22 protein-coding genes, 1 pseudogene and 1 riboswitch are annotated in these 26,394 nt (G+C 67.4%); of the genes and pseudogenes, 7 read left to right on the top strand and 16 right to left on the bottom strand.

Annotated features, from left to right (window positions below):
* Positions 1-90 precede the first annotated feature (90 nt).
* The gene (locus ABIE67_RS50480; protein ID WP_370271195.1) at positions 91-531 is read right to left on the bottom strand and encodes a hypothetical protein; all 441 of its coding nucleotides are present in this window, start codon (positions 529-531) and stop codon (positions 91-93) included.
* Between the two features lie 146 nt (positions 532-677).
* Between ABIE67_RS50480 and ABIE67_RS50475 the strand changes: the two genes are divergently transcribed.
* The 3 genes from ABIE67_RS50475 (at position 678) to ABIE67_RS50465 (ending at position 4,157) form a co-directional block, all read left to right on the top strand.
* Complete coding sequence (locus ABIE67_RS50475) at positions 678-1,508, top strand: hypothetical protein (protein WP_370271194.1); 831 nt, start codon at positions 678-680, stop codon at positions 1,506-1,508.
* Positions 1,509-1,560: 52 nt separating this feature from the next.
* A complete protein-coding gene (locus tag ABIE67_RS50470; protein WP_370252079.1) occupies positions 1,561-2,835 on the top strand; it encodes an IS701 family transposase in 1,275 nt (424 codons plus the stop codon).
* A 459-nt stretch (positions 2,836-3,294) separates the two neighbouring features.
* Positions 3,295-3,464, top strand: a riboswitch (cyclic di-AMP (ydaO/yuaA leader).
* Positions 3,465-3,467: 3 nt separating this feature from the next.
* The gene (locus ABIE67_RS50465; RefSeq protein WP_370271193.1) at positions 3,468-4,157 is read left to right on the top strand and encodes a transglycosylase family protein; all 690 of its coding nucleotides are present in this window, start codon (positions 3,468-3,470) and stop codon (positions 4,155-4,157) included.
* Between the two features lie 242 nt (positions 4,158-4,399).
* On the opposite strand, the gene ABIE67_RS50460 is transcribed toward ABIE67_RS50465, so the two are convergent.
* The 4 genes from ABIE67_RS50460 to ABIE67_RS50445 all read right to left on the bottom strand — a co-directional run bounded on the left by ABIE67_RS50460 (position 4,400) and on the right by ABIE67_RS50445 (position 8,825).
* Positions 4,400-5,065: a hypothetical protein gene (locus ABIE67_RS50460; protein ID WP_370271192.1), complete on the bottom strand. Its 666-nt coding sequence runs from the start codon at positions 5,063-5,065 to the stop codon at positions 4,400-4,402.
* Positions 5,066-5,213: 148 nt separating this feature from the next.
* The gene (locus ABIE67_RS50455; protein WP_370253078.1) at positions 5,214-6,647 is read right to left on the bottom strand and encodes an IS66 family transposase; all 1,434 of its coding nucleotides are present in this window, start codon (positions 6,645-6,647) and stop codon (positions 5,214-5,216) included.
* A 64-nt stretch (positions 6,648-6,711) separates the two neighbouring features.
* Positions 6,712-7,380 carry a hypothetical protein gene (locus ABIE67_RS50450; RefSeq protein ID WP_370271191.1) on the bottom strand — a complete coding sequence of 223 codons (669 nt, stop codon included), beginning with the start codon at positions 7,378-7,380 and terminating at the stop codon, positions 6,712-6,714.
* A gap of 203 nt (positions 7,381-7,583) precedes the next feature.
* Positions 7,584-8,825, bottom strand: a complete 1,242-nt coding sequence (locus tag ABIE67_RS50445) for a nucleotide sugar dehydrogenase (protein WP_370271190.1) — start codon at positions 8,823-8,825, stop codon at positions 7,584-7,586.
* A gap of 613 nt (positions 8,826-9,438) precedes the next feature.
* Here ABIE67_RS50445 and ABIE67_RS50440 point away from each other — a divergent pair.
* Entirely contained in the window at positions 9,439-10,350 is a 912-nt protein-coding gene (locus ABIE67_RS50440) for a CAP domain-containing protein (RefSeq protein WP_370271189.1), read from the top strand.
* A gap of 714 nt (positions 10,351-11,064) precedes the next feature.
* Here ABIE67_RS50440 and istB read toward each other — a convergent pair.
* Genes istB through ABIE67_RS50425 form a run of 3 tightly spaced genes read right to left on the bottom strand, consistent with a single transcriptional unit; the run spans position 11,065 to position 14,397 of the window.
* A complete protein-coding gene (gene istB / locus ABIE67_RS50435) occupies positions 11,065-11,946 on the bottom strand; it encodes an IS21-like element helper ATPase IstB (RefSeq protein WP_370251535.1) in 882 nt (293 codons plus the stop codon).
* Positions 11,947-13,203 (bottom strand): IS21 family transposase, encoded by a 1,257-nt coding sequence (istA, locus tag ABIE67_RS50430; protein ID WP_370251537.1) that lies wholly within the window; start codon positions 13,201-13,203, stop codon positions 11,947-11,949. It lies immediately after the preceding gene.
* Positions 13,204-13,260: 57 nt separating this feature from the next.
* Positions 13,261-14,397: a Tat pathway signal protein gene (locus ABIE67_RS50425; RefSeq protein ID WP_370271188.1), complete on the bottom strand. Its 1,137-nt coding sequence runs from the start codon at positions 14,395-14,397 to the stop codon at positions 13,261-13,263.
* Between the two features lie 150 nt (positions 14,398-14,547).
* On the opposite strand from ABIE67_RS50425, the gene ABIE67_RS50420 reads away from it, so the two are divergent.
* Complete coding sequence (locus ABIE67_RS50420; RefSeq protein ID WP_370271187.1) at positions 14,548-14,931, top strand: hypothetical protein; 384 nt, start codon at positions 14,548-14,550, stop codon at positions 14,929-14,931.
* Positions 14,932-15,565: 634 nt separating this feature from the next.
* On the opposite strand, the gene ABIE67_RS50415 is transcribed toward ABIE67_RS50420, so the two are convergent.
* The 5 genes from ABIE67_RS50415 to ABIE67_RS50395 form a co-directional block, all read right to left on the bottom strand.
* Positions 15,566-16,825 carry a tol-pal system YbgF family protein gene (locus ABIE67_RS50415; RefSeq protein ID WP_370271186.1) on the bottom strand — a complete coding sequence of 420 codons (1,260 nt, stop codon included), beginning with the start codon at positions 16,823-16,825 and terminating at the stop codon, positions 15,566-15,568.
* Positions 16,826-17,186: 361 nt separating this feature from the next.
* On the bottom strand, positions 17,187-17,786 hold the full coding sequence (folK, locus tag ABIE67_RS50410; protein ID WP_370271185.1) for a 2-amino-4-hydroxy-6-hydroxymethyldihydropteridine diphosphokinase: 600 nt from the start codon (positions 17,784-17,786) through the stop codon (positions 17,187-17,189).
* Between the two features lie 46 nt (positions 17,787-17,832).
* Positions 17,833-18,939: an alpha/beta hydrolase family protein gene (locus tag ABIE67_RS50405; protein ID WP_370271184.1), complete on the bottom strand. Its 1,107-nt coding sequence runs from the start codon at positions 18,937-18,939 to the stop codon at positions 17,833-17,835.
* A 142-nt stretch (positions 18,940-19,081) separates the two neighbouring features.
* The gene (locus tag ABIE67_RS50400; protein ID WP_370271183.1) at positions 19,082-20,653 is read right to left on the bottom strand and encodes a S8 family serine peptidase; all 1,572 of its coding nucleotides are present in this window, start codon (positions 20,651-20,653) and stop codon (positions 19,082-19,084) included.
* Between the two features lie 385 nt (positions 20,654-21,038).
* Positions 21,039-21,512: a hypothetical protein gene (locus tag ABIE67_RS50395; RefSeq protein ID WP_370271182.1), complete on the bottom strand. Its 474-nt coding sequence runs from the start codon at positions 21,510-21,512 to the stop codon at positions 21,039-21,041.
* 205 nt (positions 21,513-21,717) lie between these two features.
* Here ABIE67_RS50395 and ABIE67_RS50390 point away from each other — a divergent pair, with 205 nt between their 5' ends.
* Positions 21,718-22,365 (top strand): hypothetical protein, encoded by a 648-nt coding sequence (locus ABIE67_RS50390; RefSeq protein WP_370271181.1) that lies wholly within the window; start codon positions 21,718-21,720, stop codon positions 22,363-22,365.
* 131 nt (positions 22,366-22,496) lie between these two features.
* A pseudogene (locus ABIE67_RS50385) lies at positions 22,497-22,817 on the top strand (hypothetical protein); the annotation flags it as partial.
* 230 nt (positions 22,818-23,047) lie between these two features.
* Here the strand turns inward: ABIE67_RS50385 and ABIE67_RS50380 are convergent.
* From ABIE67_RS50380 to ABIE67_RS50370, 3 genes are all read right to left on the bottom strand, one after another.
* Positions 23,048-23,647 carry a BlaI/MecI/CopY family transcriptional regulator gene (locus ABIE67_RS50380; RefSeq protein WP_370271180.1) on the bottom strand — a complete coding sequence of 200 codons (600 nt, stop codon included), beginning with the start codon at positions 23,645-23,647 and terminating at the stop codon, positions 23,048-23,050.
* 152 nt (positions 23,648-23,799) lie between these two features.
* A complete protein-coding gene (locus ABIE67_RS50375) occupies positions 23,800-25,137 on the bottom strand; it encodes a hypothetical protein (RefSeq protein ID WP_370271179.1) in 1,338 nt (445 codons plus the stop codon).
* 95 nt (positions 25,138-25,232) lie between these two features.
* Positions 25,233-26,372, bottom strand: a complete 1,140-nt coding sequence (locus ABIE67_RS50370) for a glycosyltransferase (RefSeq protein ID WP_370271178.1) — start codon at positions 26,370-26,372, stop codon at positions 25,233-25,235.
* Between the last annotated feature and the right edge of the window lie 22 nt (positions 26,373-26,394).

Below are 26,394 nucleotides of genomic sequence, written 5' to 3'. Positions count from 1 at the left end.
ACGGCAGCTGTAGTTCTTGGTCGGTAGGGGCGTCGTTGCTGGTCAGCCCTGTTGCCGGGGTGTCTGCGGACATGTGGACGGCCACCGTGATCATGAACGTTTGTGAAGACGATCAAGGATCAGGTGGCCGCGGAAGCCACGATAGCCGGGCAGGAGTGGACGGCAGCGCTCGGGGCTGCGACAGACCAGATCGCGGACTGTTTCGAGCGCCGTGAGCCGCGGAGTGTGGCGCGGGAGATGACGCAGGCCGTGCTGATGGAGCTGGACACCCGTAACTGCTGGACGCTGGCCGAGGCGCTGGGGCACTGCGGGCCGCACCGGCTGCAGCACTTCCTGTCCCGCGCCGCCGTCGACCATGATCTGGCCCGGGACCGGATCGCCGCCTGGACTGCCGGCGAACTCGCCGGCCCCGAGGCGGTGTTGATCGTGGACGAGACCGGGGACGCGATGTCCTCCACCGACTGCGTCGGTGCTGCTCACCAGTACTCCGGCGCGCTCGGCGGGGTGGGTCTGTGCCAGGTCGCCGTCCACCTCACCTTCGCGGCCTACCGCGGCCACGCGATCATCGACCGGGCCTTATACCTGCCCGCCGCCTGGGCCGAGGACGAAGAGCGGCGCCTGCTGCGGCACGTGCCCGACGAGATCGCCTTCGCCACAAGCCCCAGCTCGCGGCCGCCATGCTCGCCCGTGCCCGCGTTCAGGGCATCGTGGCGCGCTGGTTCGCCGGCGATGAGGTCTACGGCGGGCGCGAGCTTCGCTGCGAGGCCCGCCGCCTGGGCTTCGACTACGCGCTGGCTGTCAGGGCCGACCACCATGTCACGACGGCCTGCGGCCGCTTCACCGCCGCCGAACTCGCCCAGCTCGTCCCGAAGAAGGCGTGGATGCGGATGCGTACCGGGCACGGACTCAAGGGCGACCGTCACTACGACTGGGCACTGGTCGACGTCCACCCTGATGACACGCCCGACGGCCACGAGGCGGGCCACGCCTTTCTGGTCATCCGCCGTCACCGCTACACCGGCGAAGTCTCCTTCTACCGCTGCCACTCCGCGAACCCCGTCACCCTGGCCACCCTGGTCGAAGTGATCTGCCACCGGTGGAAGATCGAGGAAGACTTCCAGCTCCACAAGGGCACCTGTGGTCTCGACCAAGGCCAGACCACCTGCTGGAACTCCTGGATGCGCTGGACCCTCATCAGCATGCTCGCTGCCGCCGTCCTCACTGTCACCCGCGTACGCACCGCCGCCGCGAGCCCGACCGGCCCAGCCGGCATCGTGACGGCCAGCGCTCGTGAACTACTCCGGATCCTGCGGGCCACCGTACTGCCCGCGCCCTGCCGCGACTACGACCAGTACTGCACTGGTCCGCCTGGCGTCGCCGCCATCAGCATCAGGCCGCCCAGGCCCACTGCCACTGGAACAACATCACCGCAGCCGCAACGACTTGACCAGCAACAATGCCCTACCGACCAGGAACTACAGCTGCCGTTTCTGACCCTTCAGCTGTAGATCATGGTGGTTGCGGGAGTTCGAGGGTCTCTAAGCTGGGTAACTGCCGTGTATGAAGGCGGAGTTGCTGGATGTCCCGGTCGAGGTGTCGGACCGGGAGTGGGCGGAGGAGTGGGCGGGGCGGCTGGACGATCTGCTGGTGGGGGTCGGGGACCTGTTCGGCCGGGTGGAGACGCAGTGGCATGGGGAGATGTGCGTCCGGGGCCTACTGGGGCCGGTCTCGCGCAAGAACGGCTGGCAGCTGGCGGAGTGGGCCGGAGAGCGTGTGCCGTGGAACCAGCAGCACTTGCTGGACCGGGCGAAGTGGGACGTGGAGGGGGTGCGGGACTTCACCCGCCGGTACGCCGTCGCCGAGCTGGCGGACGACGGCGTGGGCGCGGGGCCCGGCGGGGCCGGGGTGCTGGTGGTGGACGAGACCGGGTTCGCCAAGCGCGGGAAGGCTTCGGCCGGGGTGGCGAGGCAGCACTCCGGGACGCTCGGCGGGGTATTCCCCTGCCAGATCGGGGTGATGTGTGCGTGGGCCACCGGTGCGGGGCAGGCGTTGATCGACCGGGAGTTGTACCTGCCACGGGAATGGACGGACGAGCCGGATCGCTGCCGGGCCGCGCACGTGCCCGAGCAGCGCGGCTTCCTGACCAAGCCACGGCTGGCGGAGGCGATGATCGAGCGGGCGCTGCCCGACCTGCCTCAGGAGCCGGGGAAGGTGTGGGTGGCCGCCGACGAGGTGTACGGGCGCGAGCGTGCGTTCCGTTCCTTCCTGGAGGAACATCGTCTGCCGTACGTGGTCAACGTGCAGGCGAACTCGCCGGTGCTGCAGCGTCCGGGCTGGCGGCACGCCGCCCGGCTGGTGGAGCGGGTCGCGCGGGAGGAGGACTGGGTCGAACTGCCCGCCGGGCCCTCCCAGTTGGATACCCGCACGTGGCAGTGGTGGGTGCGGCGACTCCCCGGCGAGGAGGAGATGGTCGATGGCCAGGCGTGGGCGCGGTGGCTGGTCGCGCGACGCCGCCTGGAGGATCCCGGCAAACGCGACTACTACCTGGGCTGGGGCCCGGCCGACACCCCGGTCGAGGAGATCGTTTTGGTGCCGGGCGCGCGCTGGCGGGTGGAAGAGGCGATCAAGCTGGCGAAGTCCGCCTGCGGGATGGCTGACTACGAGGTCCGCTCTTTCCACGGCTGGTACCGGCACGTCACCCTCGCCCAGCTGGCCGCCGCGTTCCTGGTCGGCTGCGACGCAGCCACCGCCCGCGAGAACGGCCCGCTGGCCCGGACCCGCTACGGCCAGCCCGCGCCGACAGCACCCGTCGCCGAGAGAGGGGGACCCGCCTGATCCCAGCAGCCCACCCGCCCCCGTCCGCTTCACCGCCTTCGAGATCAGGCGCCTGCTCATCTTGCTCACCCCGCTGCCCGACCGCCACCAACGCATCCGGCACGGCCTGGCCTGGTCCGCCTACCGCCGCCTCCACCAGGCCATCGCCCGTGCCTGCCACCGACGCCGCCGAGCACACGGTCACACCGTCCCAGCCGGACCCGACACACCAACAGAACTCCCGCAACCACCATGATCTACAGCTGAAGGGTCTGAGCGTCGAACGGTGGGGATTCAGAGGCAGTTCACGCATCACTTCGCGCCGAATTGTCCCAATGTCGGCTGTGAGAGATAGTTCTCAGAAGCCTTGATCGTTTTGGGAATTCAGCGGATCACATGTCTACGGTCATGACCGCTCGCCACCGCGGGCCCCGCCTGCCGCAACGCCGAATCCTGCCAGCGGCCGTGCGGGAACAGTCGACGCGTCAAGCGCCGTAGGCAGGAGTGGGGGACCCAAGGTAAGTGCCGTTCCGAGCAGTTGACCGGTGCGGCTTGGGGTGAATCCATGCCTCGTACAAGCGAGTCATGGCAGGGACACTCAACCGGTCCTAACCCGACAGCTCACCTCGCAGGCGTCGGTGAGGAATTCATCCATGCTGTTATCCGGCACGCGTAAGCACATTCGTCCCTCCATGGCCGCTCGGGTCATCGCCGTCGTCGGCGTCACCGGCGCCGCCGCCGTCGCCGCCCCGCTGATGGCGGCCGGCAGCGCCTCCGCCGCCACCGCCTCCGAGTGGGACGCCGTCGCACAGTGCGAGTCCGGCGGCAACTGGTCGATCAACACCGGCAACGGCTACTACGGCGGTCTGCAGTTCTCCGCCTCCACCTGGGCCGCGTACGGCGGCACGAAGTACGCCGCCACCGCCGACCAGGCCACCAAGGCCCAGCAGATCCAGATAGCCGAGAAGGTCCTCGCGAGCCAGGGCAGCGGCGCCTGGCCGGCCTGCGGCAAGGGCCTGTCCAAGGCCGCCTACACCGGCTCCTCCAACAGCGTGCCTTCCCAGCGCGACCAGGGCGCCACTACTCGCGCCACCGAGCAGCAGCACACGTCCCGCTCCACCGAGCGCCCGTCCATCGACAAGCACCAGAGCGTCACCACCCCGACCGGCAAGAAGGTCAAGAAGGGCCACGGCGAGTACAAGGTCGTCAAGGGTGACACCCTCAGCTCGATCGCCGAGAAGCACGACGTCAAGGGTGGCTGGCAGAAGCTGTTCCAGCTGAACCGGGACATCGTCGAGGACGCCGACTTCATCTATCCCGGCCAGCAACTGCGCCTGAAGTGACCGCGAGATCGAGGGGGACGTCCCAGCGGCGAGTCATGCGCCGCTGAACGCCGGCGACCCCCGCTACGAGCCCGAGCTCTGCACGGGCGCTGCGGGATCGCGCCTCGCGTTGCCCAGAAACGTTGCCGCCACGTGCGTGGGGTCACGCGCGCCGCTGCGGACGCGACCCCACGTGGCGGCAACTCGACCGCCCTCATGAGCTGTCGAACGGACAAGTGGACCGGCCGCCAGGCAGGCACGGTTCAGGCGGATGGCGCCGCGGTCGCGCCGCCCTCGCCGCCTGCTATCCGCCATTCACGGTGGAGACGGCCCACCGGAATGCTGTGTGAGAAGACCGGCGTCCCGAAGACCGAGAGCTGGAACTGGAGATTTCCGCTCAGGTCGAAGCCGCCGTGGAGGGCCCAGGTGCCGACGACCGAGGCTTTGCCCTTGGTGGATGCGGTGGCGGTGGCCCTGGCATCGCCACGCAAGTAGGGAGCGAAGTCGGCCATGACGCCCGCCATGCCGTACAGCCCCACGGTGGCTTCGGCACCAAGGGTGGACTGGGCCCGGCCCGCCGCTGTGACACTCGCGTTCACGGGCGAACTCTTGACATGGGAAGTGCTTTCCGGACTCCAGCCCTCTGCCGAGGTGTAGCCGGCGCCGACCCGGAAGTCTCCCGTGACCTTGTGCTCAACGTCCAGAGTGATCCGGCCATCGGCCTCAACCTGTATGTAGCAGGTGAGGTCGAGATTCACCACGACCGGCACGGGGCCGACCTGGATCACTGGATCGGCGTGGAGCTTGGCGAACGGTATGCGCTGTTTCACGCCACCTGCCGCACGGCCCTTGAGCGCCCACTGCGCGGTCCAGTCACCGGTGAGGCCGAGGAAGTGATCACGGGCGCTGCCGTTGTAGGAGAACTCCACTTCGGGGGCGAGCTCGACGTAGCCATGGACGGATGCGGCGGCGGATGCCGGGGCGCCTTCCGCCGTGGCGATGGCGGTACCGACGTCGTGACTGGATAGGTGTCTCGGTCCGGAGGCGTGCGTGATTGCCGGTTGGCGGGACCGGTGATCAGCCGAGGGCGGGCATCCAGGGGCTGCCGCGCATGGCCTGGATGAGGACGTCGAGCATGGGCTGCTCGTGTCGGGTGGCGGTGGCCAGGTAGGTGCGGATCGCGGCGAAGTCCTGCGCGCCGTGCAGCGTGCGCAGGCAGCCGGAGACCTTGATCCGCAGCTTGGCCATCCTGATCGTCTGTTCGGCTGGGTTGTTGTCGAACGGCAGTGTGAGGTCGTGGACCCAGCGCAGGTAGTCGTTCCAGCGCTTCGTCAGCCGTCTGAACAGGGCGTGGTACTTCGCCTCGGTCTTCGAGCTGCGGGTGGCGGTCGCCTTCAGCCCGTCGGCCACCGCCTGGGCCAGCGCCCCAAGCTCACCGTCCTTCACGGACACGGCGATCGCGTCGAGCCCGTCCGCTCGGGCCTCTTCCGCGGCCTTCTTCAGGGCCAGCACGGCGTCGATGGCGCGGTAGGCCGCGCACCGGGCCTTCTCGCTGCCCCGCTCGGTGACCGCGACCAGTTCGCGTAGTACGTGTGCCGAGCACAAGGCGTGTTCGGCCTGCGGGTAGGAGTCGTAGGGCGCCCAGGCGTCGTGCATGGCGATGCCGGTGAAGCCGGGCAGTATCCCGGCCGCGTCGATGCCTTCGCGACCGCGGCGGCGGTGCACCGACAGGTGTACGAACTGGCCGCTGGAGGCGGAGTGCAGCCAGTGCAGGCACCCGGCGGTGCGGAACCCCGTCTCGTCGAAGAACGCCACCGCCGCGCCGGCGACCTTCCCGGCCACGAGACGGCCGAAGGCATCCAGCCGGCTCGCGCAAGTGCGTACCCACGAGGCCACCGTGCCCGGCGCGACGGACGCGTCGAAGAGGTCTGCCAGGGCGGTGGCGGTGCGGTCCTTGGACAGGAACTGGCCGTGCATCAGGTAGACGCCGGCGGCCGCGAGACCAGGACCGTACTGCACCGGGGCCCGCACGCCCTCGGGACCGGAGGCCTTCTCGCTCCGCCCGCACGCGCACCGGCAGGTCAGGACCTGATGCTCGGTGACCTCCAGGCCGATACGTTCGGGCAGGTCGAAGACCTGACGCCGCTCGATACCGGCCACGACGGCCCCGGCCAGGTCCGCACCGCAGCCGGCGCAAGGGCCGTGGGGCCGGTGCTCGACCCGGTGGTCGGGGTCCGCGACCTGCCGCAGCGTGATGCCCTTCTGGCCTTTCGGGCGGCCCGGCCCCCGCCCGGACTTCCCACGCAGAGACTTCGGAGCCGGTTTCGCCAGTCCGTCCGAAGACGGCGGCCTGGAAGAGTTCGCCGAGTTCTTCCCCAGCCGGGCCGTCAGGTCCACGACCTGACCCTCCAGTACCACGATCCGTTCCCGCGCCGCGGCGAGTTCCTCACGCAACTGCACCACCAGAACAGCGAGTTCCTCATAAGAAGGCGGCACAGCAGCATCAGACACGAGACAGATGATCACCGATCCAACTGACAAGATTCAACTCATCCCGCCAGGAGCACCTATCCAGTTACCCGACGTCGAGGCGCAGGGTGCCCAGAGGGAGCTTCGCGCCCTTGGGGCCGAAGGTCGTGCCGCGGGCCCCGGCCCAGGACACCTTCACACCGCGCAAGAGAGGTTCGGCGTCGATTGCCGACGGGTCGACGGGTACCTCACCCTCCGCGGCGTCGTCGGCGAGGAGTGCCCTGAGGGTCGCGGGTCTGGTGGTCACCTCGGTGCCCTGGCTGGTCTCGCCGACAACCTCGTCGACCTCAACGAGCAGGCCGTCCGGGGCGCCCGGTACTGGAGCGCTGGCGATGACATCGCCGGTGCGGACGGGGCCCGCGTCCGCACCGTGCGGAGTGGCAGCGGGGCTCCCACTAGGCGACGTCGATCGTGGCTTGGATATGACGGTGCGTCCGGTGCGCTTGTCGAAGGATTTCACCTTGAACGAGGACTGGCGCGCACCCGATCCGCCACTCTCTCTGGCCACGGCGGTCGGCGTCGGTGACCCGGTCGGTGTGGCAGCGACGTCCAGGCGTCTGGGCTTGTCGGCGGGCGTCGCCCCGGCGGTGGAGGTGGCACCGGCGGCAGGGCCGGAGCCGACGTCGTCACCCGGTAACGAGGAGCACCCGCTTGAGGTGAGAGCCAGCGTCGTCAGCGCGAAGGGAACCAGGATTCTCCTGGTGAGGGCACGCACGGAAAGTCCTCCGGGCAATGGGTGGTGGGGGATGGCAGCCATTGCTCGCGGATGCGCCCATCGACTTACTCGCAAGTAATGGCGACGGGAGCATCTCATGTGAGCGCATGTTCGTCACATCGGCGTCACCCAATACCCAACTCCTCACCAAGAGTTGCGGCCGGGGCGCGTAGCCCTGCCCCCGGCCAGGCCACCCCCACCGATCAAAGGCGCTCGATGTGTGCGGCCTCGGGCATGACACCCAGCACGTCAAGCACGTAGACGGCTTCTCCGGCAATCCTCGTGAGATCGAACTCCTTGTGCGGGGTGAGCAGTACGACGGCGTCGTAGGCCCGGTACGGCAACCGCCCTCGACGGCCCTGAACCGGGCCCGCTACCTGGGGAACCGTGGTGTGGACAAGCGCTCCTCTGTGTTCCAGCTCGGCGACGACGCCGGCGGCCGGCGACTGGTGCGTATCGTCGGCGTCGGCTTTCCGGTCCAGGCCCAGCACCAGGACCCGGGCGTCCTTGAGAGCCTTGCGGTGCCGGGTGTTGAGGGTGTCCTGGAGGCGGCTGACGACGTAGGCGGGCTGCCCGTCGTTGATCTGCTGAGCAAGCTCGACCAGCCGGAACGGCTCGTCGTCCCCCGTCTTGACGTGGTGGCTCAAATACACCGGGTCGACGGGAGAGCTGGGGCCGGACACCCCGGATCCGGGCGTGAACTTCGTGAACCCGAACGGCTTGGAGCCGGCCAGGTCGAGCGTGTGCCGGACATCCACGCCCAGCAGGTGCGCCACTCGGGACAGCTCGTTCACCAGGGCGACATTGACATGGCGGAAAGCGTCCTCGAACACCTTGGCCAGTTCGGCCTCTTCGAGACTGTCCGCCAGGACCACCTTCTGTGTGATGCCGGCGTAGAACTCCGCGACACGAGCGCGGCATTCCTCTGTGAGTCCGGAAACGACCTTCGGGGTGGTCGCCAACGTCCACCGTTCATTGCCCGGATCGACGCGTTCCGGACAGTATCCGAGATGAAAGCCTGTCCCGGCCCGCAGCCGTGAGAGGGCCTCCAGGATCGGCAGCACGACCTTGCGGGTGGTCCCGGGGTGCGTGGTCGACTCCAGGATGACCGTCGTGCCCTTGCGTACATGCCGCGCGAGCGTCTCCGCCGCCTGTCGCACGCCGTTGAGGTCCAGCAGCCGGTCCTTGAGCGGCGTGGGTACGGCGATGACCGCGATGTCGAAATCGGCGAGGCGGGCCTCTTCGCGTGTCGGCCAGTACCTGCCGGACTTCAACACGGCGCCGAGCCTTTTGCGGGGGACGTTCTCGATGTAGGAGACGCCGACGCGTAATTGCTCGAACCGCTGCGGGTCCGGCTCGAATGCGATCACCTCGTGGCCCGCCTCGGCAGCGGCTACCGCCAGGGGAAATCCGACATACCCCTGTCCCATGACGGCGACCTTCACCGGGACCCCCTCCCGCCGGCTCGAGTACCGCGCTGATTCCGGCAAGGGGTGGACCGTTGACAGCACATGGGCCGTACGGCGTGCATCGCTTACTCCTTGTTCTGACGACGGTGCGGGTGCCTGGAGGAGCCCGCACCTGAGCAGGACGGTTGGTCCCCACAGAGGAAGAGGAAGGGATACGCGAGAAGTGATGATTATCCACACGATTGGCGTAGATGAACTCAGCGGTCGCGATCAGTGATGCCGTCGTCTCACCGCGCCATTCTTATCAACTACGCGCCATTTCACACGTTTTGACGGTGCGAAGAATGCTGTCTTTACGTTGTATCCTGACAGGTTTGGATGCAGGGGTGGCGTCTGTTACGTTTTGGAAATGCGCGATGATCGTTTGACCGGCCTTTTCACTCTGGGTTCTCGTTCCCGGGCCGTGGTGTTGCTACTGAGTAGCCTCGTCGCGCACAGAGGCGAGGAGTGAAGTTCCCACGTCACTACGTGGTAGACGCCCAAAACACTCGATCCAAGTCTGCGCGGAGCACTGGGATCGACAGAAGACTCTCCCAGTGCATCCGTGTGGGCATTGGCAGTTGTCCAATTCAGCGTGTTGGAGGAAGAAGTGACTGCACGTCACAAAAAGCCGAAAGAGCTGACGCCGATGCAGAAGCGAGTGCTGAGAACCGGTGCACTGGTCCCGGTTTCCGCGGGCTTCGTGTTAGCCGCCGCGACTGCTGCCAGCGCTGCCTGCTGCCCGAACTCGCAGCAGTCGCAACAGGCTGCCCCGCAGGGTCAGCAGGAATGGCAGGGTCAGCAGGGAGGTTGGCAGGGCAACTTCCGGATGGATGACAAGGGGTGGCAGGGACAGTGGACGCCCACGCAGGGCGACCAGACCCCGGTCTCAGTCGTCACTGACTCTTCGTCTCAGCGCGAATGGCACGGTCGGCAGGGCAACTGGCAGGGTGACTGGCGCCTGGATGAGAATGGCCAGTGGCAGGGCCAGTGGACGCCAATCCAGCAGAACCAGCCCCATCAGAACGACCAGGACAAGCAGACCCAGCAGGACCGGAACCAGACTCCGCAGGACCGGAACCAGGCCCCGCAGGTCCGGAACCAGACCCCGCAGGTTGAGAACAAGCAGGGCGCAACCCCCACCAACGCCACCGTGGGGCGAATCCTGCAGCTCGTCAACCAGGAACGCGCGAAGTCCGGTCTGCAGCCCCTGGCCCTCAACGCGAAGCTGAATGGCGCCGCACAGGGTTACGCCAACCAGATGGCCCGTACCGGCGTGTACGCCCACACTGGTTCCGACGGGTCGTCGCCGGGTGACCGGATCAAGCGGGCCGGTTACGACTGGTCCAGGTGGGCTGAGAACATTCACCACCGGAAGGGCAGCCCCGAAGTCATCATGGCGGACTGGATGAAGAGCCCGCTCCATCGGGCGAACATCCTCGACCCGAGGCTCAAGGAGATAGGCATCGGCGTGGACGCCAGCGGTTCCTATTGGACCCAGAACTTCGGCAACCGCGGCTGACGCTCCCCGATCCCATGAAGTCCGTGGCGATGCTCCCCAGCAGATCACCGGCGGGCGGCACTGGGTAGTCAAGAGCTCCGACGGCCCCGCCCTCACGAACATGAAGAGGGCGGGGCCACTCGCTCCACCTGGGCGTTGATCTACGCGGCAGCGATCCCTGCGATCCGCTGTACTCGTCTTTGCGGCATGAGGCCCATGGACATTACGTCGTAATGCGGGAGCTTCACGGCCGCCTATCGGCCTTGACCGTCACAGAGGCGCGAAGACACCTTGACCACTGGGCGCTGACCCATAAAAATCCCTCTTCACGGGAGGGGCGGCCCCTGGGCCGGCTCACCCAGTCCGACCTCAACCGTCGTGGACGGCATTGGCGGCGCCCTTCCCGGCCAAGCCCCCACCCTAGGTGAAGACTGGCCGGAGAGGGCCGCCTCACAGCAGCGCGCACCGGCTTCACATGCGTGTCCGGTACCGGTTCGCATACTGGGCCCATTCTCCCACCGCGGCAGCCTTCGGAGCGATCTCAGCCAGGCGCTTGGTGAAGCCCTGAAGGAGGAGCCCGACGCGCCCGTGCCTCGCGTCACGGGGAATGGCCTGCGCGGTGGTGAGGGCTGCTTCCAGCTCGCCCTGCTCAAGTTGGGCCCTGTCGGCGGCGGGTGAACCGTGACCCAGTTTGGGCGGGTGAATAGTGACCCAGGTGTCTTCTGTTGCGTGTGTTCAGTCGTCTTGGTTGTCGGTGGGGATGCGTCCGAGTTCGCGGCCGCGCATGCGATACGAATCGCCCTTGAACGAGTGGACCTCGGCGTGGTGGACGAGGCGGTCGATCATGGCGGCGGCCACGGTCTCGTCGCCGAAGACCTCTCCCCAGCGTCCGAAGGGCTTGTTGCTGGTGACGATCACGGACGCGCGTTCGTATCTGTTCGAGATGAGCTGGAAGAACAGGTTCGCGGCTTCGGCCTCGAAGGGGATGTAGCCGACCTCGTCCACCACGATCAGCGGGTAGCGGCCCAGTCTGGTGAGCTCGTCGGCCAGACGGCCGGCTGCGTGGGCGGCGGCGAGCCGGTCGACCCACTCGGAGGCGGTCGCGAAGGCGACGCGGTGTCCGGCCTGGCAGGCTCTGACCGCGAGCCCGATCGCCAGGTGTGTCTTTCCGGTCCCGGGCGGACCCAGGAAAACGGCGTTCTCCTTCCCGGCGATGAAGTCCAACGTACCCAGATGCGCGAGCTGTTGGCGCGTTATCCCGCGCAGATGGGTGACGTCGAGTTCCTCGACCGTTTTGACGGCGGGGAACCTCGCCGCGCGGACGCGGGCCTCGCCGCCGTGCGATTCGCGGGCGCTCACCTCGCGCTGGAGCACGGCGACGAGGTATTCGGCGTGCGTCCAGGACTCCTTGCGGGCGCGTTCGGCCAGCCGTTCGGCGGCGTCCAGCAGGGCCGGGGCCTTCATCGCGCGGGCGAGGAAAGCCAGGTCAGTCAAGGTCTGCCGGCCCGTCCGACGGGAGGATGCCGCCGCTGCCGTCCTGGCGGTGGTGGTCTTCTCGACGGCGCCGGGCTCTTCCTCGCCTTCGTCGTCGCCGGAGGCTGTCGCGGGGCGGGGCATTCAGCTCGCCTCCTTGTCGCCGCCGCCGTCGATGACGGTGAACAGTCGGTCATAGGTGTCCAGTTCGCGCTGTTCGACCTCGACCATCGGGCCGGACGAAGCAGCCAGCCGGCTCTGGCGGGCTGCCTGCTGACGGTGCACTCCCTGACGCATCCGGGTGCCGGTGGCGGCGTGTTGGGGGTCGGTGAGGGTCTGGTGCTTCGCCCAGCACCTGGGGTGCTGGGCGACGATCTCCCCGCCGGTGGCCAGGACGATGACCTCATCGTTGTCACAGAGCACCGTCACCGTCCTCCCGATCGCGGCGGGGTCGACGGAGTAGTCGTTGGTGTCGATGCGGACGTAGTGGTCGCGGCCGAGCCGGATGGAGAAACGCCACCAGGACGGCGGGTCGACCGGCGGCAGCGCGATCATCCCGGACTTGTCCGCCTCCCACCGCTCGCTCGGACGGGCCTGCAGAGCGCGGTGCCGGCGCCGGTTGGCGACCTTCAGCCACTCGCCCAGCTGGGCGTTGAAGTCGTTGGGGCCGGAGAAGTGACGGCCCGGCAGGAAGCTGGTCTCCAGGTAACCATTGGCCCGCTCCACCAGCCCTTTCGTTTCTGGATCGCGGGGGCGGCAGAGGTAGATCCTGGTGGAGAGCAGGCCCGCGAACGCGGCGAACTCGCCGGTCACCTTCCCGCGGCCGATCCCGGACTCGTTGTCCCAGACCAGCATCTTCGGGACGGCGCCCCAGGCGGACAGCAGCCGCCAGTGCCCGTCGATCAGGTCCCCGGTCCGCCGCGAGGGCAGCATCCTCGCGGCGATCATCCGCGAGTAGCCGGACACCATCACCAGCACCGGCGGCTGCCCGGTCTGCCCGTAGCCGAGCGGGATCTCCGCGTCGGGGAACCACAGGTCGCACTGGGCCAGCTCACCCGGCCGATACGTCGTCCGCGACACCGGGTCCACCGGGATATAGGCGGGACGCAGGTCGCGGACCCGCTCCTTGAGCACGGTCATCCCGCGGTCCCAGCCGATCCGCTCGGCGATCACCGTCGCGGGCATCGTCGGCGTCTCCCGCAGCAGCTCGCGGATCTGCACCTCGACCGCGTCCACCACCGAGCCCTTGGCCGGCCTCTCGTACTTCGGCGGCCGGTCGTGCGCCAGCGCCCGCTTCACCGTGTTCTTCGAAATGCCCAGATGGCGGGCGATCGCCCTGATCGGCATCTGCTCGGCCCGGTGCAACCGACGGATCTCTGCCCAGTCCTCCACAAGGATCACCTCTTCCTCCTGACCTTGATCAACAAGGCCAGAGTCAGACGAAGATCACCAAGAGGGTCAGTTTTGATACGCCGTCAGAGGGTCAGCGTTCGGCCGTCGTCGAGAGGCCCACGCCGTGTAGACCAGAGCCAGTGAGCGGTTGCGTACGAGGTCGGGGCGGAGCAGTGCCAGGGTGCGATGGCCATAGGCCTCCGCGTCGGCCCAGGAGCTCAGTGCGAAGTGTGCGATGAGCGCCAGAAGTTCGAGCTCGGCTTGGTCGTAGAACCGCATCCAAGCCGGTCGTGCTGCGCTCAGGTCCGCACGGGCGAGGGCATCCTGTGCAAGGTCGATGCTGCGCTTGACAGCACTGTGGTCGTGCAGGTCACCGTGGTGGGCTGCGGTGCGGGCGTGGGCGAGCGAGGCATAAAGAGGGTCGCGACGGAAGACACTGGTGGCGCGAGCGGCGCTGTCAGCGGCGATGGCGTCGTGGTAGCGGCCGAGTTGCCGGTAGAGGGACGCGGCGTGACCCCAGACACGGAACTGGATGGCCGAGTCGCCCGAGAGGCCGGCGAGGGTGACCGCTTCGTGCATGTAACGCTGTGCCGCGTCCAGACGTCGTCCGTCAATCGCGGCCCACATGGCAGACGAGGTGAACGTGGCGCCCAGCGAGTACAACTGGGCGCGCACTCGAGATGTCGCGGTTCCCTGCTGTTGGAGTCCGAGTGTCTGGCGGGCAAGCTGGGCAGCGCGCCTTTCGACCGCCTCGGTTCCCCCATGCCGGTCGTCCGACTCCACGAGGGCCGGTAGGTATGCGGTCAGTTGCTTGATGTGCGCGACGCCGACGCGTGGTCGGGCGGAGTGCGATGAGGGCGCGACAGGGCCGAAGAACCGATGGGTGCGCCCGGAGAGCAGCTGATGCTTTGCAGTTGAGACGGATCGTCGGGGTGGCATGAACCCCAACCCCGCCGGCTCCCGGCGCGTGACGGTCTGGATCGCCGTGCGATGGAGCGTGTGGGGCCACCGAGTCTCACCCGAGCGCCACTTGAGGACCGTTCGCTCAGTGATCAGACTTTGATGCCCGGTTAGTTCACGTATGCATTGATTCAGTGCGTCAGCAAACTCGCGAGCTGTCATCTGATGCTCAGTCATCCACTGAATGAGCGCCTCATTGCGTTCATGCTCCCGATGCATGAGCCGACGATAGATGCCGCCCACACCTTCCACTGGTAAAAATGGTCAAGTGGACAGGGCGCATGCAAGAGGGACAGAGTCGCACGCGGTTGCCAACTCCCATGCTGTTGCGATTACTTACTGCGCAGGCTGCGCTTCTCGCACGCGTACCCGGCACATGGAAGGAGTCCTCCCATGATCTCCAGGACCGCGGCACCAAGGGTGGCCATGACCGTCAACACAGCGCAAGGCATCCGCCCCCATAGGGTGCTCGGCACGGTAAACGGAGGGTGCATGGTGAACGAAACGAACGACATCGAGTACGCCATCGGGGACCGGGTACTTGACCGCTGTACGAGCAAAGTAGGCACAATCCAGGAGCTGCCCGACAGGAATGGTCTGTACACGATCACGGGCGCTTACACAGCCTGGACCCGAAGGGCCAAAGCCGCGCACCTTGTGCGGATGCCATCCATGACCGATGGCCTGGTGGTACCCCCGCAGGGCTCGAAAGCCATCCCCTCCCGCACCTTGTTCGACCGTCAGAGCGCGCTGCCGGACACCCTTGGCGCCTGTTGAGAGGCCAGATAAACGCGGCAGCGCCGTTCCAGGTCGAACGCGGCCGCCATGAACGGCCGCGTTCGCCCCACTGACTGCCCTGGACGTGGGAAGGGACAGGCAGCCAGTGGCCTTCGCCCGCTGCTCCCTCACGAACGAAGGCGTCTCAGTGCCAGCGTGGTGGTTTCCCACCTATCACCGCCCGTATTGGCCCCAGTAGCTGATCGCAGCGCCGCCGCCGCGGTACCGAAAGACTTCACTGGGATCAATTCGGCCACAGGGCCGCCCTGTTACGGAACCAGTGCGGCGGTGCCCGTGCATGAACGCGTTGAACGCGGTGATTGCCGCAGCGGGCGCATCGTCGCCAGGTGCTGGTAAGGCCCGTCTGGGACAAATGGGCTAAGCGGCTCGGACTCTTTGAGTGAACAGCTCAATTCGCCCCGGTCAATACGCACACAGGCTCATGTGGATCTCGTATGAACGAGGGATGGATGACCCCTTTGCGTTAGGCGTTCTGGGTCCAGCTCGGCCACGTGGGGCCGGTCCGCACCCGAATCGGCCGGAGAAAGCACACGACGGTGACAGCGATCGTGAGGTACACCGGGGTGAGAGCATCGCCGTCACTTCCGGAACAGAGTTCCCGGTCGCCTATGAATCAATAACGTCTGGGGAGGTCATCGGCTAGCGAGCGGGCGCGCTCCCACACCGCCAGAGCCTGTCGCTGCCGTAGGTACGGTCTCAACGACCCCCGAAGTTTGGCAACAGCCTGGTCGATTTGAGCAGATCGTAACAGGGGCCACTGGTCGAGAAATTGATTCAAGTGCGTGCAAGCCTCCTCCAAATTCCCCATCGCCAGAAGAACTTCAGCGACGCGGAACTCAGTGAGAGCCGAGGCTCTGCGCCTGTCAGGGGTCCGGAGGCGGGCCGAGTCGCGAAGAGCGGCCAAGGCGTCGGCACGCAGCCCCAAGGCCAGAAGTGTCTGCGCGCGCTGGTATTCGAGCCCGGCCCGCGGATAGGAAGTGAAGGGTCCTGGTGTGCTCGACGCCCGCTCCAGCTGCGCTTCAGCGGCGGAGAGACTGGTGATCGCGGCCCTTCGCTGCCCGTCGTGTGCACAGGTGACGGCCTGCTGGCTGAGGAGGAAAGCCCTGGTGGCCCCGTTGACGCGCGGCCCGGCTGCCTCCAGTGCCGCGTCAGCCAAGGCGAGGGCGTTTCGGTGGTGTCCCAGTTGCATCGCCTGCGCGCTCATCGCTCGCAATGTGACCGCGTAGGCAGCTCGGTTTTCGGCGACTCGTGCCAATTCAAGGGCAGTCTCGAAGTAGATCTGCGCAAGCCCTTGGTGACCGGCATCGCTCGTCATCCGGGCGAGCAGATGCGTCAGTTGCGAGGTCGCGGTGACCAGTTCTCGATGCAGGAGAGGCGGAGCGGCAGCGATGAGTATGCGGGTTACGTCGTTGGCCAAGTAGGCAGCCAGCGTCGCGCGGGCGTGACCGCCTCCATGGCGATCCATCTGGTCAGCGAACGCTTTGGTCATGACGTTCAGCATCTGCGCGTCCTCCGCCGTGGCCCGCCGTTTCTCGTCGAAGGGCGCCGGCTGTAGGGCGCTCGTTTGTTCCCAGTCCTGCGTCGGCACAGGGACCAAACGGTAGGCGGACTGCACCAGATGCGCCCGTTCCGTCGGATCCGCGTCCGAACGCGCGAGATCCACCAGCCGCTGCAACAGCGGAGCTTCCCTGATGCCATCCACAAAGCGAGCACCGACCGCCGGTACTTCAGGGGCCAGTCCGGTTTCCCCCACAGTGACCAGTCGGCCGATACGTCGGCTGAACGCCGCGGCAACCAGCTCAGCGACTGCGGGACGCGGCTTGGATCCGGAGAGCCAGTGAGCCACGGAGGTGCGGTCGTATCGCAGCGTCATCGACTGGGCTGTGCCGAGGCCGTTGACCGCTCGTGCCAACTCACCGGCGCTCCAATCGGCTTCCCCCAGTAGGGACCTCAGTCGATCATTGGGACCGTGGCTCGCCATCTGTGATCCCCCTTCGTCCCCGCCTCGCGAACATCCCGCGAGCGACACGTGGTGCCCGGCCGACGCCACCAGGGCGAGGCTTCCCCTGTGCCAACCGCCGCATACCTGCAATGTGGGACAAAAGATCGAAATACACCCGATCCGCGAACAGCCTCTCGCCACCTGCGCGGAGGATTCCCACACATGCACGGTCTGTGCCGTTCCCGGGTCGCCGGGCGCGGGAGTGCTTACCCTGCCGCCCGCCACGTAGCAGCTATTCGGGCAGCCAGAGTTCCAGATCGCGACGCGGTTCGACCCCCGAGCGACCCACAGCGGCCAGCAGATCGGCGACCGCCCCGTGTCCCGGTATCTCTGCCCGCGGGTCCACGTCGTGCCACGGCACCATCACGAAAGCCCGCTCGTGCACGCGGGGGTGCGGCAGAGTGAGCCCTGGGGCGTGGCCGGCGGCGCCTTCGTACGTCACGATGTCGACATCCAGGGTCCGTGGGCCCCCGCGATCCACCCGTACACGTTCGAAGGCCTCCTCGATCGAGAGACCCCGCTCCAGCAATGAGGAGGGCGGCAGCGTCGTCCTGACGAGCACTACCGCGTTCAAGTAGGTCGGCTGAGTGCCTGGCGCGACGCCGCACGCCTCCGTCTCGTACACCGACGACACAGCTTTGACACGTACGCCCGGGGTGTCCTCCAGGGCGTCAATCGCGCCCTGCAGACTTTCCAGCCGGTTGCCCAGATTGCTGCCCAACGCGATCACGGCGCGTTTGGGATTGCTCAGGGTCGTATCCGCCGCGTCCACTTGGTCGACCACGGAGGCGGGCACGGGCTGCACGGTCGGGTCACTGACGCTGATGCTCATGCTCGGCTCTCCGGTGATGGGGGTGGTAGGAGCAGCAAGTCACTCGTCATGCGCGCGAGCGCGCGGACGAACCAGGGCAGTGATCATCGCCGCCGGGTGGGCGTTGCGCCGGTACTGGTTGCGCCGGCTGCGGCTGCGGCTGCGCGCCTTGCTTAGGTTGCGGCGCGTTCCCGCCGCCTGTGGCCGGCACTGCCGTCTGCCCGGCCGCGGCACCGCCTTGCGTCGGTCCTCCGCCAGGACAGGTGGCGCGATACTCACCGATCTTGTCCGATGGCTGCGGTGGCGGGCAGAGGAACTGCTCGTAGCGGATGTCGTCGTCCACGAACCGCTTCAGCCACGCGATCATGTACTTCGGTGTCGTGGCATTGGGTTGCCCCGGCGCCTCGTGATCAGCACCTCGCATGAGCAGGTACGCCTTCTCGGGGGCGGCGGTCAGACCCTGGTAGAGCGGATCGGCGTGCGCGGCCACCGGTGCGACGCCGTCGCCGTCAGCCCCGATGATCAGGGTGGGGACTTTGTCCGTGCCGATGGGGTTGCCGATGTCCCAGGGTGCGAGCGGGATGGCGGCTTTCAACTGTGGCCGCTTCTCCGAAGCACGCAATGAGGCCCCGCCGCCCATCGAATGCCCCATGACCGCCAGGCGTTGCGGATCGACCCGGTCACGTACCGGACTCTTGGACGTCAGATAGTCGAGCGCGGCGAGTAACTGATCAGCTCGGGCCTCGGGGAAGTCACCCGGTGTGTTGGTGTCAATCGTGATGACCACGAAGCCGTGTGAGGCGAGAAGCGGTCCGAGCCAGGCGACTCTGTCCTCGCCCCGGGTGAACCCCGGGCTGATCGCAACCGCACCGAACGTCCCCTGGGAGGTGTCGGTCGGGTAAGTGATGGTCCCGCGCTTGAATCCGGGGCCGCTGCCGGCCGGCACGTCCTGCTGTGCGGTCGCGAACGGCCCACGCTGGGCCGTGATGCTCTGCTCGGTCGGCGCGGGACCTCTCTGGTACGGGTTGGCGGACTGGACGGCTGCCGCGGGAACGGTGTCCGCCTGGGCCTGCTGGGGCAGCGCAACCACAGTGCCGACAAGGGCCGTGGCAGCCCATCTGGGCAAGGCGCCGAGTCGGTTGCGCTTTCGAGCGTGGCTGCGGTTGCGTTTCATGCAGGTCAGGATTATGCGACGCGTCCGCTATTTGCTACTGACGAACATGCTAAGAACGCGAGAACACGTTCCGGAGAGCGTGCGAAAGGTGCGCGGCACGGCCTGGCGACGGGCCCGATGGCCGCTGTCCGCGCCCGTGGCGTCATCGCCGCTGGTGCGCCGCAGCGTAGTTCTGCTCAATCCGGTAGTCCTGTTGCCAGCTCGCGGTGATGCCCAAAGCGGTGGGGGCATCGGCGATCCCGGCCCCCACACGAGGATCAGCGCCCAGTAGGGGGCGGCAGGCCGTGCGCAGCAGGGTGTACAGACTGTCGGCACGAGCGGCCGTGCGGGGGACTGCCTCTGCGCGCAAGTGCTCGTGGTGGGCCAGCAGCAGCGCGGACAGCCCGGTGACATGCGACGCGGCGATGGCCGTCCCGTCCGCCGGCGTGTAACCGTCACCGAAGGATGTGGTGATCACCGCTGCCCCCGGTGCGGCCAGATCCACTCCGGGGCCGGTCGGGGTGAACGGGGCTGGATACGGCCCGGGCCAGGGCGGCTGGACCACGGCGAGAGGGCTACTGGTGGGGTAGGACCCGGTGTGCGCGATGGCCCCGACCGCCAGCACCTCGGGCAGCATGGCGAGGTGAGTGACCGGGCCGGCGGTGTCTCCGGCCGGAGCCACGAGAGTGATACCGGCGGCCCGTGCGTCCGCCGCTTTCCAGGCGATGAGCTGGGACGGCGCCGTGTAGGCGAGGCTGACCTGGGCGATGTCGATGTCATGGGTGATGCAGTAGTCGAGTGCCTCGATGAGGTCGCTCAGGTGCCCTCCGGGGAACAGCCTCAGCGCGTGCAGCTCAGCCTCCGCCGCGATGCCTGTGATCCCGGTCCGGTTGTCCGCCGCGGCGATGATCCCGGCGCACCTCGTGCCGTGCCCCGTCAAGTCCACGCCCCAGGTGCCTTTTCCGGCACCGGTGAAGTCGTGCCCGTGCCGGACGGTGTCGTTGAGGTCGGGATGGACAGTGTTCACCCCTGAGTCGAGCAGCGCGATTCTGATGCCGTGGCCGCGGTAGGTCGGCGGAATCTGGTGCAGCCGCATGGCCTGGGTGCCCCAGCCTGTGAACGCCCTGGTGGGAAACTCGTCAAAGGTATCCGACAGCGCCTGCACCTCCACCACCACCACCACCTCGCCCTGGCCGGTGGGGAAGGGCCGGACGGTACGCGTCGGCCAGTATCCGGCCACCGGACGGGTGTAGAGGGCCTGGAGTGTTTCGGGCGTATCCGTGACCAGGGTCAGCGTTGTCTTGCCGTCCAATCCCGTGACACCGTGTACCGGGCCTCCGGTGCCCATGGCCCATACGTGGGCACCAGGCACTGATTCCCCGTCACGGCCCGTAACCCGCAGGGTCAGTTGTTCTGGCTCCTCCAGTGTGACGGCAAGAAGCGGGTCGATCACCGCTGTGGTCCCCAGGCCGACCGCCGGGGTTGGAGTGTAGGAGAGCGGCTGGTCGATCTCCACGACCACCTGGGGATTCGCGGCCAGGGAGCGGGCCCGTTCTTCGGGCATCAGCACGACCGCGACCGCGGGGCACGCCGGGTGGGGCCCGGCGATGGCTTGCAGGCCGCGCGAACGCGACGGCCGTACTTGCGCCACTGGTTGTACGTCATCGTCCTCTTCCAGCAGCGTGAAGAGCACTGAGGCCTCGATCGGCGGCACGCCGCCCGGGAGCAGTCTCACGGGCCGGGGCGCCACGAGGTAGCGGCCCCACCCTGGCCGTGCACCGTCCCAACGCTCCGACCTGGCATGTTCTGCCCGTTTTTTGCCTATCCAGCCCAGCTCGTGCGCCGTGGGATGCTGCTTGCCCGTCTCGCTCACAGCGCCTCTCTGGTCCTTCCCGTCCTGGCCTTGTTTGCTCGGGCCCACACCGTTGCCGCTCTGCTCGCCCATTTGCCGACCGCCATCTCGCACAGAGTGCCGTCGCACGCCCTGACACACCATGCGTCGCCGATCCGGGAGCGGGCGTGCGTCTTGCTCCGGTGGCGGCAGCTGTCTCGCCGTACGGCACAGCGGCACCGCGCCCCGCCTCCGAGAGCGAGAGGTGAACCGCCCGGCCGCGGGTCTTTCAGATGCTGACGGACGGTATGTGCCCGTACTGCGGCTGCTGTCCGAAGCCGCCCTGCCCCTGGAACAGGCTGAAGAACTGGCCAGGCTGACCGAACTGGCCGTACGGCTGCTGGCCCGGGAAGTGACCGGACTGTTGGCTGTACTGACTTGGGCCGACTGTCTGGATCAGCGCGTTGTGCACGACAGGCGCGATCCGGCGGGCACACTCGGTCAGTACCTGACTCAGAGCATGTGGCGGGAACTGGCTCTGCGCCTGAATCCCCATGAACGTCAGCGGCTCCATCCGCAGCTGCTCCACCACGGCGGATACGGCTGTCGCCGCACAGCGCAGCGACACCTCCGTCACTAAGAGCGACAGCTGCTGCTGGCCGAGGTCCTGTTGCCCGACCGCTTGTTGCCGGCCGAACTCCTGCTGAGCGTAGGGCTGTTGACTCTGGGGCTGGCTTACCTGCTGGGACGTGTAGACGGACATACAAGCTCCTCCTCGAGCTTCCGGAAAACGCAGAGGGACGGCAAACCGACAGCCTGGCCCGCCGCCACCAAGCAGCAAACCACCAACCGACCATGAACACATTTCGGGACATGACGCCAGGCGACGCAGCACTCCGAAGAGCTCGGAAGCGCCGACCGGAAGGCGGGAGGATGCCGAAGCACGCCGCCGGGCGCAACCTGGAACCATGAGCGTGCACTTATCCCCCGACACCCGCAGCGAGCTACCGCACCTGTCTCCGATGCTGGCGGTGATCGGCCCGCCTCCAGGGTCAGAAGCAGAGGCCGAGTATGCGTTTGAAACGCTCTGGAACGGCGCCAGGGTCATCGTCCATCTGCCCGGCAACGGAACCATGCGGCTGCTCTCACAGACCGGTATCGACATCACCGCCCAGTACCCCGAGTTCCAGGAACTGGCAGGACTGCTCCCCGCACCGGAGGCCGTGCTCGACGGGGAGATCGTCGCCCTGGACGACGAGGGACGCCCCTCCGTGGAACGGCTGCAGCAGCGTATGAGTCTGCGTCACCCCGAGGCGGTGGCCCGAGCCCGCGCGGACCTGCCCGTGCAATTGATGCTCTTCGACATCCTGTATCTCGGAGAACCCACGGTCCAGCTGCCGTACACCGCTCGCCGTGACCTTCTTGATGACCTCGTGCTCGCCTGTCCGGGCGTCGCCGTCCCCGCGGCCTGGCCCTCCGTCGTCGAACAGGCCATGGCGCAGAGTCTGAGTGAGGGCTTCGAGGGCGTTGTCGCCAAACGCCTCACTAGCCCGTATCTGCCCGGACGCCGCACCCGCGACTGGATCAAGATCAAATATCTGGATGCGAAGAAGTGACCGGTCCGAGTGTCGTATGCCCTGCTCAGGGCAGGTCCCGCCGACGCTCCGCAGGGTGGGCCTCTCGCGCCATCAGGTGCTCTGACAAGCTCTCCTCATTGACACACCGTCTTATGAGGAGAGCAGTCGGCATGGCAAGTGGAGGCTTCATCAAACTCCCGAGCGGCAACGTGGCGGTCGCCCTGTGGCTACCCCGTCCGCGATTGACCCCGGACGATCAAGCTCAAGAGCCATTACCGGTCCGGGTTGTCGTCCATGCCGCCAACCGGGCGCGTGCGCTGACCAGGCTGCGCAATCTGGGACTGCGGGCGGTCTACCTGCGCGGAAACAGCCAACCGCCCACGCCCGATGAGGTAACGGCCGTATTGCACCATCCCGACGGCCTCATATGGCGAGCCGATCTCGATGACGACACCGAGCTCTGGCGCCCCATCCGCGCCCTGTTGCGCCCGCTCCAGCCCTCACCCACGCACACGCGCCGCCCTCGCACTCGCACCGCGCACCTTCCGTACGGCTCCGACGCGTACGCCTGGGAACGCACGGTCGCGCAGTGGAGCGCGGCGCTTCAGCCGCCGCGCGAAGGAGTCACGGAGCGTTCCCGCCAGGACGTTCCTCCACCCCACTCAGGATGATATGGTGCACATCATGAGGAAGGGTCGCTTAATCGACATTTCGGGATGCCTCACTCGGCCGCTGCCGACACTGCCTCTTCAGCCGAATCCTCGACCGACTCCGGCCGGGAAGCCGTATAGAAGACGGATGAGCCCTGCTTGCTGCGGTGCACACGGCCTTTGGCGACGAGTCCTTCGACCGTGGTGCGCACCACCTTGGGCTTGATGTCACGCTCAGGGTGCGCCTGAGCCAGCGCGGTGGTGATCTCCGCGGCAGAGCGGGGCTCATCCTGTTCAACCAGGTGACTGCGGATGAGTTCGACCAACGTGGGCGGCTTCGCCGCAGTGTTGTTCTTCGCCGCACCCGCGTCGGCCGCGGACTTCTTCCTCCTAGTCGACGCGGACCCGGCCGAAGCCTGCCGCGGCACCGAGGGAGTGGAATCGTCGCTTTCCGCACGCGGACCGGTGGCCACGCCGTCCTCGCTGCCCAGTGTCTGCTTCAAGTTCACCAACAGTGCGTGGTCATGCCGCAATGCACGCAGCTTTTCCTGAAGGGACATCAGTTCGGCAGCCACACGCTCCTGTTCCCTGGCATTGCGCTCCAGGTCTGCGGCAACCCGAGCTCCGTACTGCACTTTGAGTTCTGTGGTCGCCGGCTCAGCGTCGGACATGGTCAGTCACCCTTCTCGCGCATCGTGCGTCGTGTGGTGCTCAAGCGGATGGTACCCGCGTTGACCAGACATGATCCGCGGTTCGTACGGACCGTACCACCTGTCATGTGCACCGAGTCGGGGTGTTGACGCATACGTGCGCACCACGGAAATCACGGTTCGGGCGAGGAGGGTGGCTCCAGTTTCACTCTGACAAAGCGCGGCCGGTAGAGAGCCACGTTGCGGTTCACGTTCGCCTCCGCCGTCGAGGCTTGATCGCTGAGCCAGTTCACGTCATAACTCAGCAGCAGCGCATCGGCCGTGGTCCCGTCTTCCGTGAACTCCGGGTGCGCTTGCGGGTTGTAGGCGGCCACCGCTCCGTTCGGGACGGAGTCGGCCGGGAGGGGCGCGTCGAAGCCACGGTGCGGACCGTGCCACGGCCCTTGTGGTGAGCAGGCCCAGTACGTGGTGATGGTGGACAGACCCGAACCATGCACACTGCCCGCGTCCATGGTGAACAACACCCACGTGTCATCCTGACGGATGACCGTGAAGGCGCTGCCGACACCGCGCCGTCCGCCGTTGCCGAGCACATGAGCGTCCCGGTCCTGGCCGACCGGTGGTTCGCGCTGCCACTCCGTGCCGTTCCAGTAGCGCCAGGCGGATGCCTCGCTCAGCAGTCCCACGGGCACACGTGCGACGTAGGCGTGTGAGGAGGGGCGGACCGGGGTGCCGGCGCGCCCGTCGTCACCGCCGAAGACGTACGTCCAGCCGCCGTCATGCACGGCAGTCGTGCCGTGGAGGACGCGGCGTGACAGATCTTCGACTCCCCCCTGGTCGGAGATCCGGTCGATGCGCTCCACCTTCAGCTCGGGCAGTGAGAGCGTGGCAACCTCGGTCCCCGTCGGCACCCCGTAGATGAAGGGTGCGGGGCCCACCATCCGGTTCCACAGCAGAACCCGTACGACCTTCTCCGAGGCGGATGGCGTACGCGGCTCGACGACTGCCGCGACCGGCCACCGCCAGTGCTTCGGCTGCTGGGACAAATCCGGGAACAGCGGTGCGGGCGCGCCCGCCGTACCACCGGTCAGGGTCCGTTCGAGGCGGCCGGAAGCGGACATGACCACGGCCGCGTTGCGCACCCATGCCGCGCCACCCGGCACCGATGTGTCACGCCATGAGTGGGGCTGCCCGGCCGTATTGGGCGGACCGTGGACCAGTCCCAGGAACGGGTCGGAGAACAGCCACAGTGTCCGGCCGTCCGGGAGCCGCACGGAGTGCGTGCCGTCGCCCCCCGTCCAGTCGTCCATGCGGCCCCCGTCGTCGCCGTATCGGGCGAACGCGGTGGTGACACGATTGTCAGCCGCCCAGGATTCGACCGACAACGCCCCGCAGTCCGAACGTGACTGCGGCCGTACCAGCAGCAGGGTCACGGCGCTGATCACGACCAGCGTGAAGGCCAGGGTGAGGAGGTAGAACGCTCGTCGGCGGGGCGCGACGACCGCTCGCATCCCGAAACGATCCACCGTCCATACCTATCAGGGCATCGCCCACGTCAACGGCTCGATGCCGCCCGGGGGCGGCCCCGGTGCGTGTGCGTCACTGGCTATCTGACAGTGGCGTAAACATCCAGCAGTCTCTCCACTACGGCGTCGATGGAGAACTTCTCATCGATGAGCCGGACCGCCGCCTCCGACGCCGCCGCATTGGCATCCGGGTCCAGCAGCTCCAGGATGGCCCTGCCCACGAGTTCGCCGTTGTCGGCGTCGGGGCGGCTGTCCGTCAGGCGGCCGGCTTCGGCCTCCTCGACATCCGGGGACAACCCGCCGGTCCGTGTCACCACGACGGGGAGTCCGACGGACATCGCCTCCAGGATCGACACCGCGAACGGCTCCACGACGGACGGAAGGACATACACGTCCGCCGCGCGCAGCTGCTTCAGCACCTCGGAGTGCTCCAGCGCGCCCACGTACTCCAGTGCGTCCCCGACGCCCAGCTCGCGGGCGAGGTCCAGCATCGGCTGTGCGAGCGCGCCCGTGTCGGGTCCGGCCAGCACAAAGCGGGCCTGCGGGTGTTCCTTGAGCACAGTCGGCATGGCCCTGACGAAATCGGCGGGGCGCTTGCGTTCCTGTACGCGGGCCAGATAGAGCACCGTGGGCGGGCGTTCGCCGCGCGCTGACCGCCGTTCTCGCAGCTCCACGCCGTTGACGAGGCGATGCGCGTTCCTCAAGGGAGTGTCAGGGATGACAGCCTGCACCAACTCGCGCTCCATCTCGGTCAGATACAGCAGACCGTCGGCCCTGCGCAGCACGTGCCGGAGACCCAGCCGATCGACCAGGCGTGCGACGTGGTGGTCGGTCGGGTCGATCATGCCGTGCGTCTGGAGCACAACCGGTCGGCCGCAGCGCAGCGCGATGAGCGCGAAGGGCAGGGTGATCAGGTCGCGCATGAGGTGGACATGGACGACATCGGCGCTCTCCACCAGCCGCCGGGCGCGCGCGAGCAGCGCGAGTGAGGTGATTCCGCTCACCTCGAACCGTGGCAGCACATGCCGGGCCTGGAACACGAAGGCGGGCACATCCTCGATGGCCGACGGCAGCGGACCGTCGAATCCGTCGCCCAGGGTGGCGATCCGTGCGTCCACGCCACGGGCTCTCAGGCCCTTGGAGAGGTTGATGGCCACACGCGTGGGCCCGCCGAAGTCGTTGGTCGGCGTGTGCAGCGTCACAACATGGAGGACTCTCATCGGCAGTTCCTCCCCTTGGCCA

It is taken from the genome of Streptomyces sp. V4I8, from assembly GCF_041261225.1.
In the GTDB taxonomy this organism is placed as follows: Bacteria; Actinomycetota; Actinomycetes; order Streptomycetales; family Streptomycetaceae; genus Streptomyces.
This window is presented reverse-complemented; position numbering and strand designations above follow the sequence as displayed.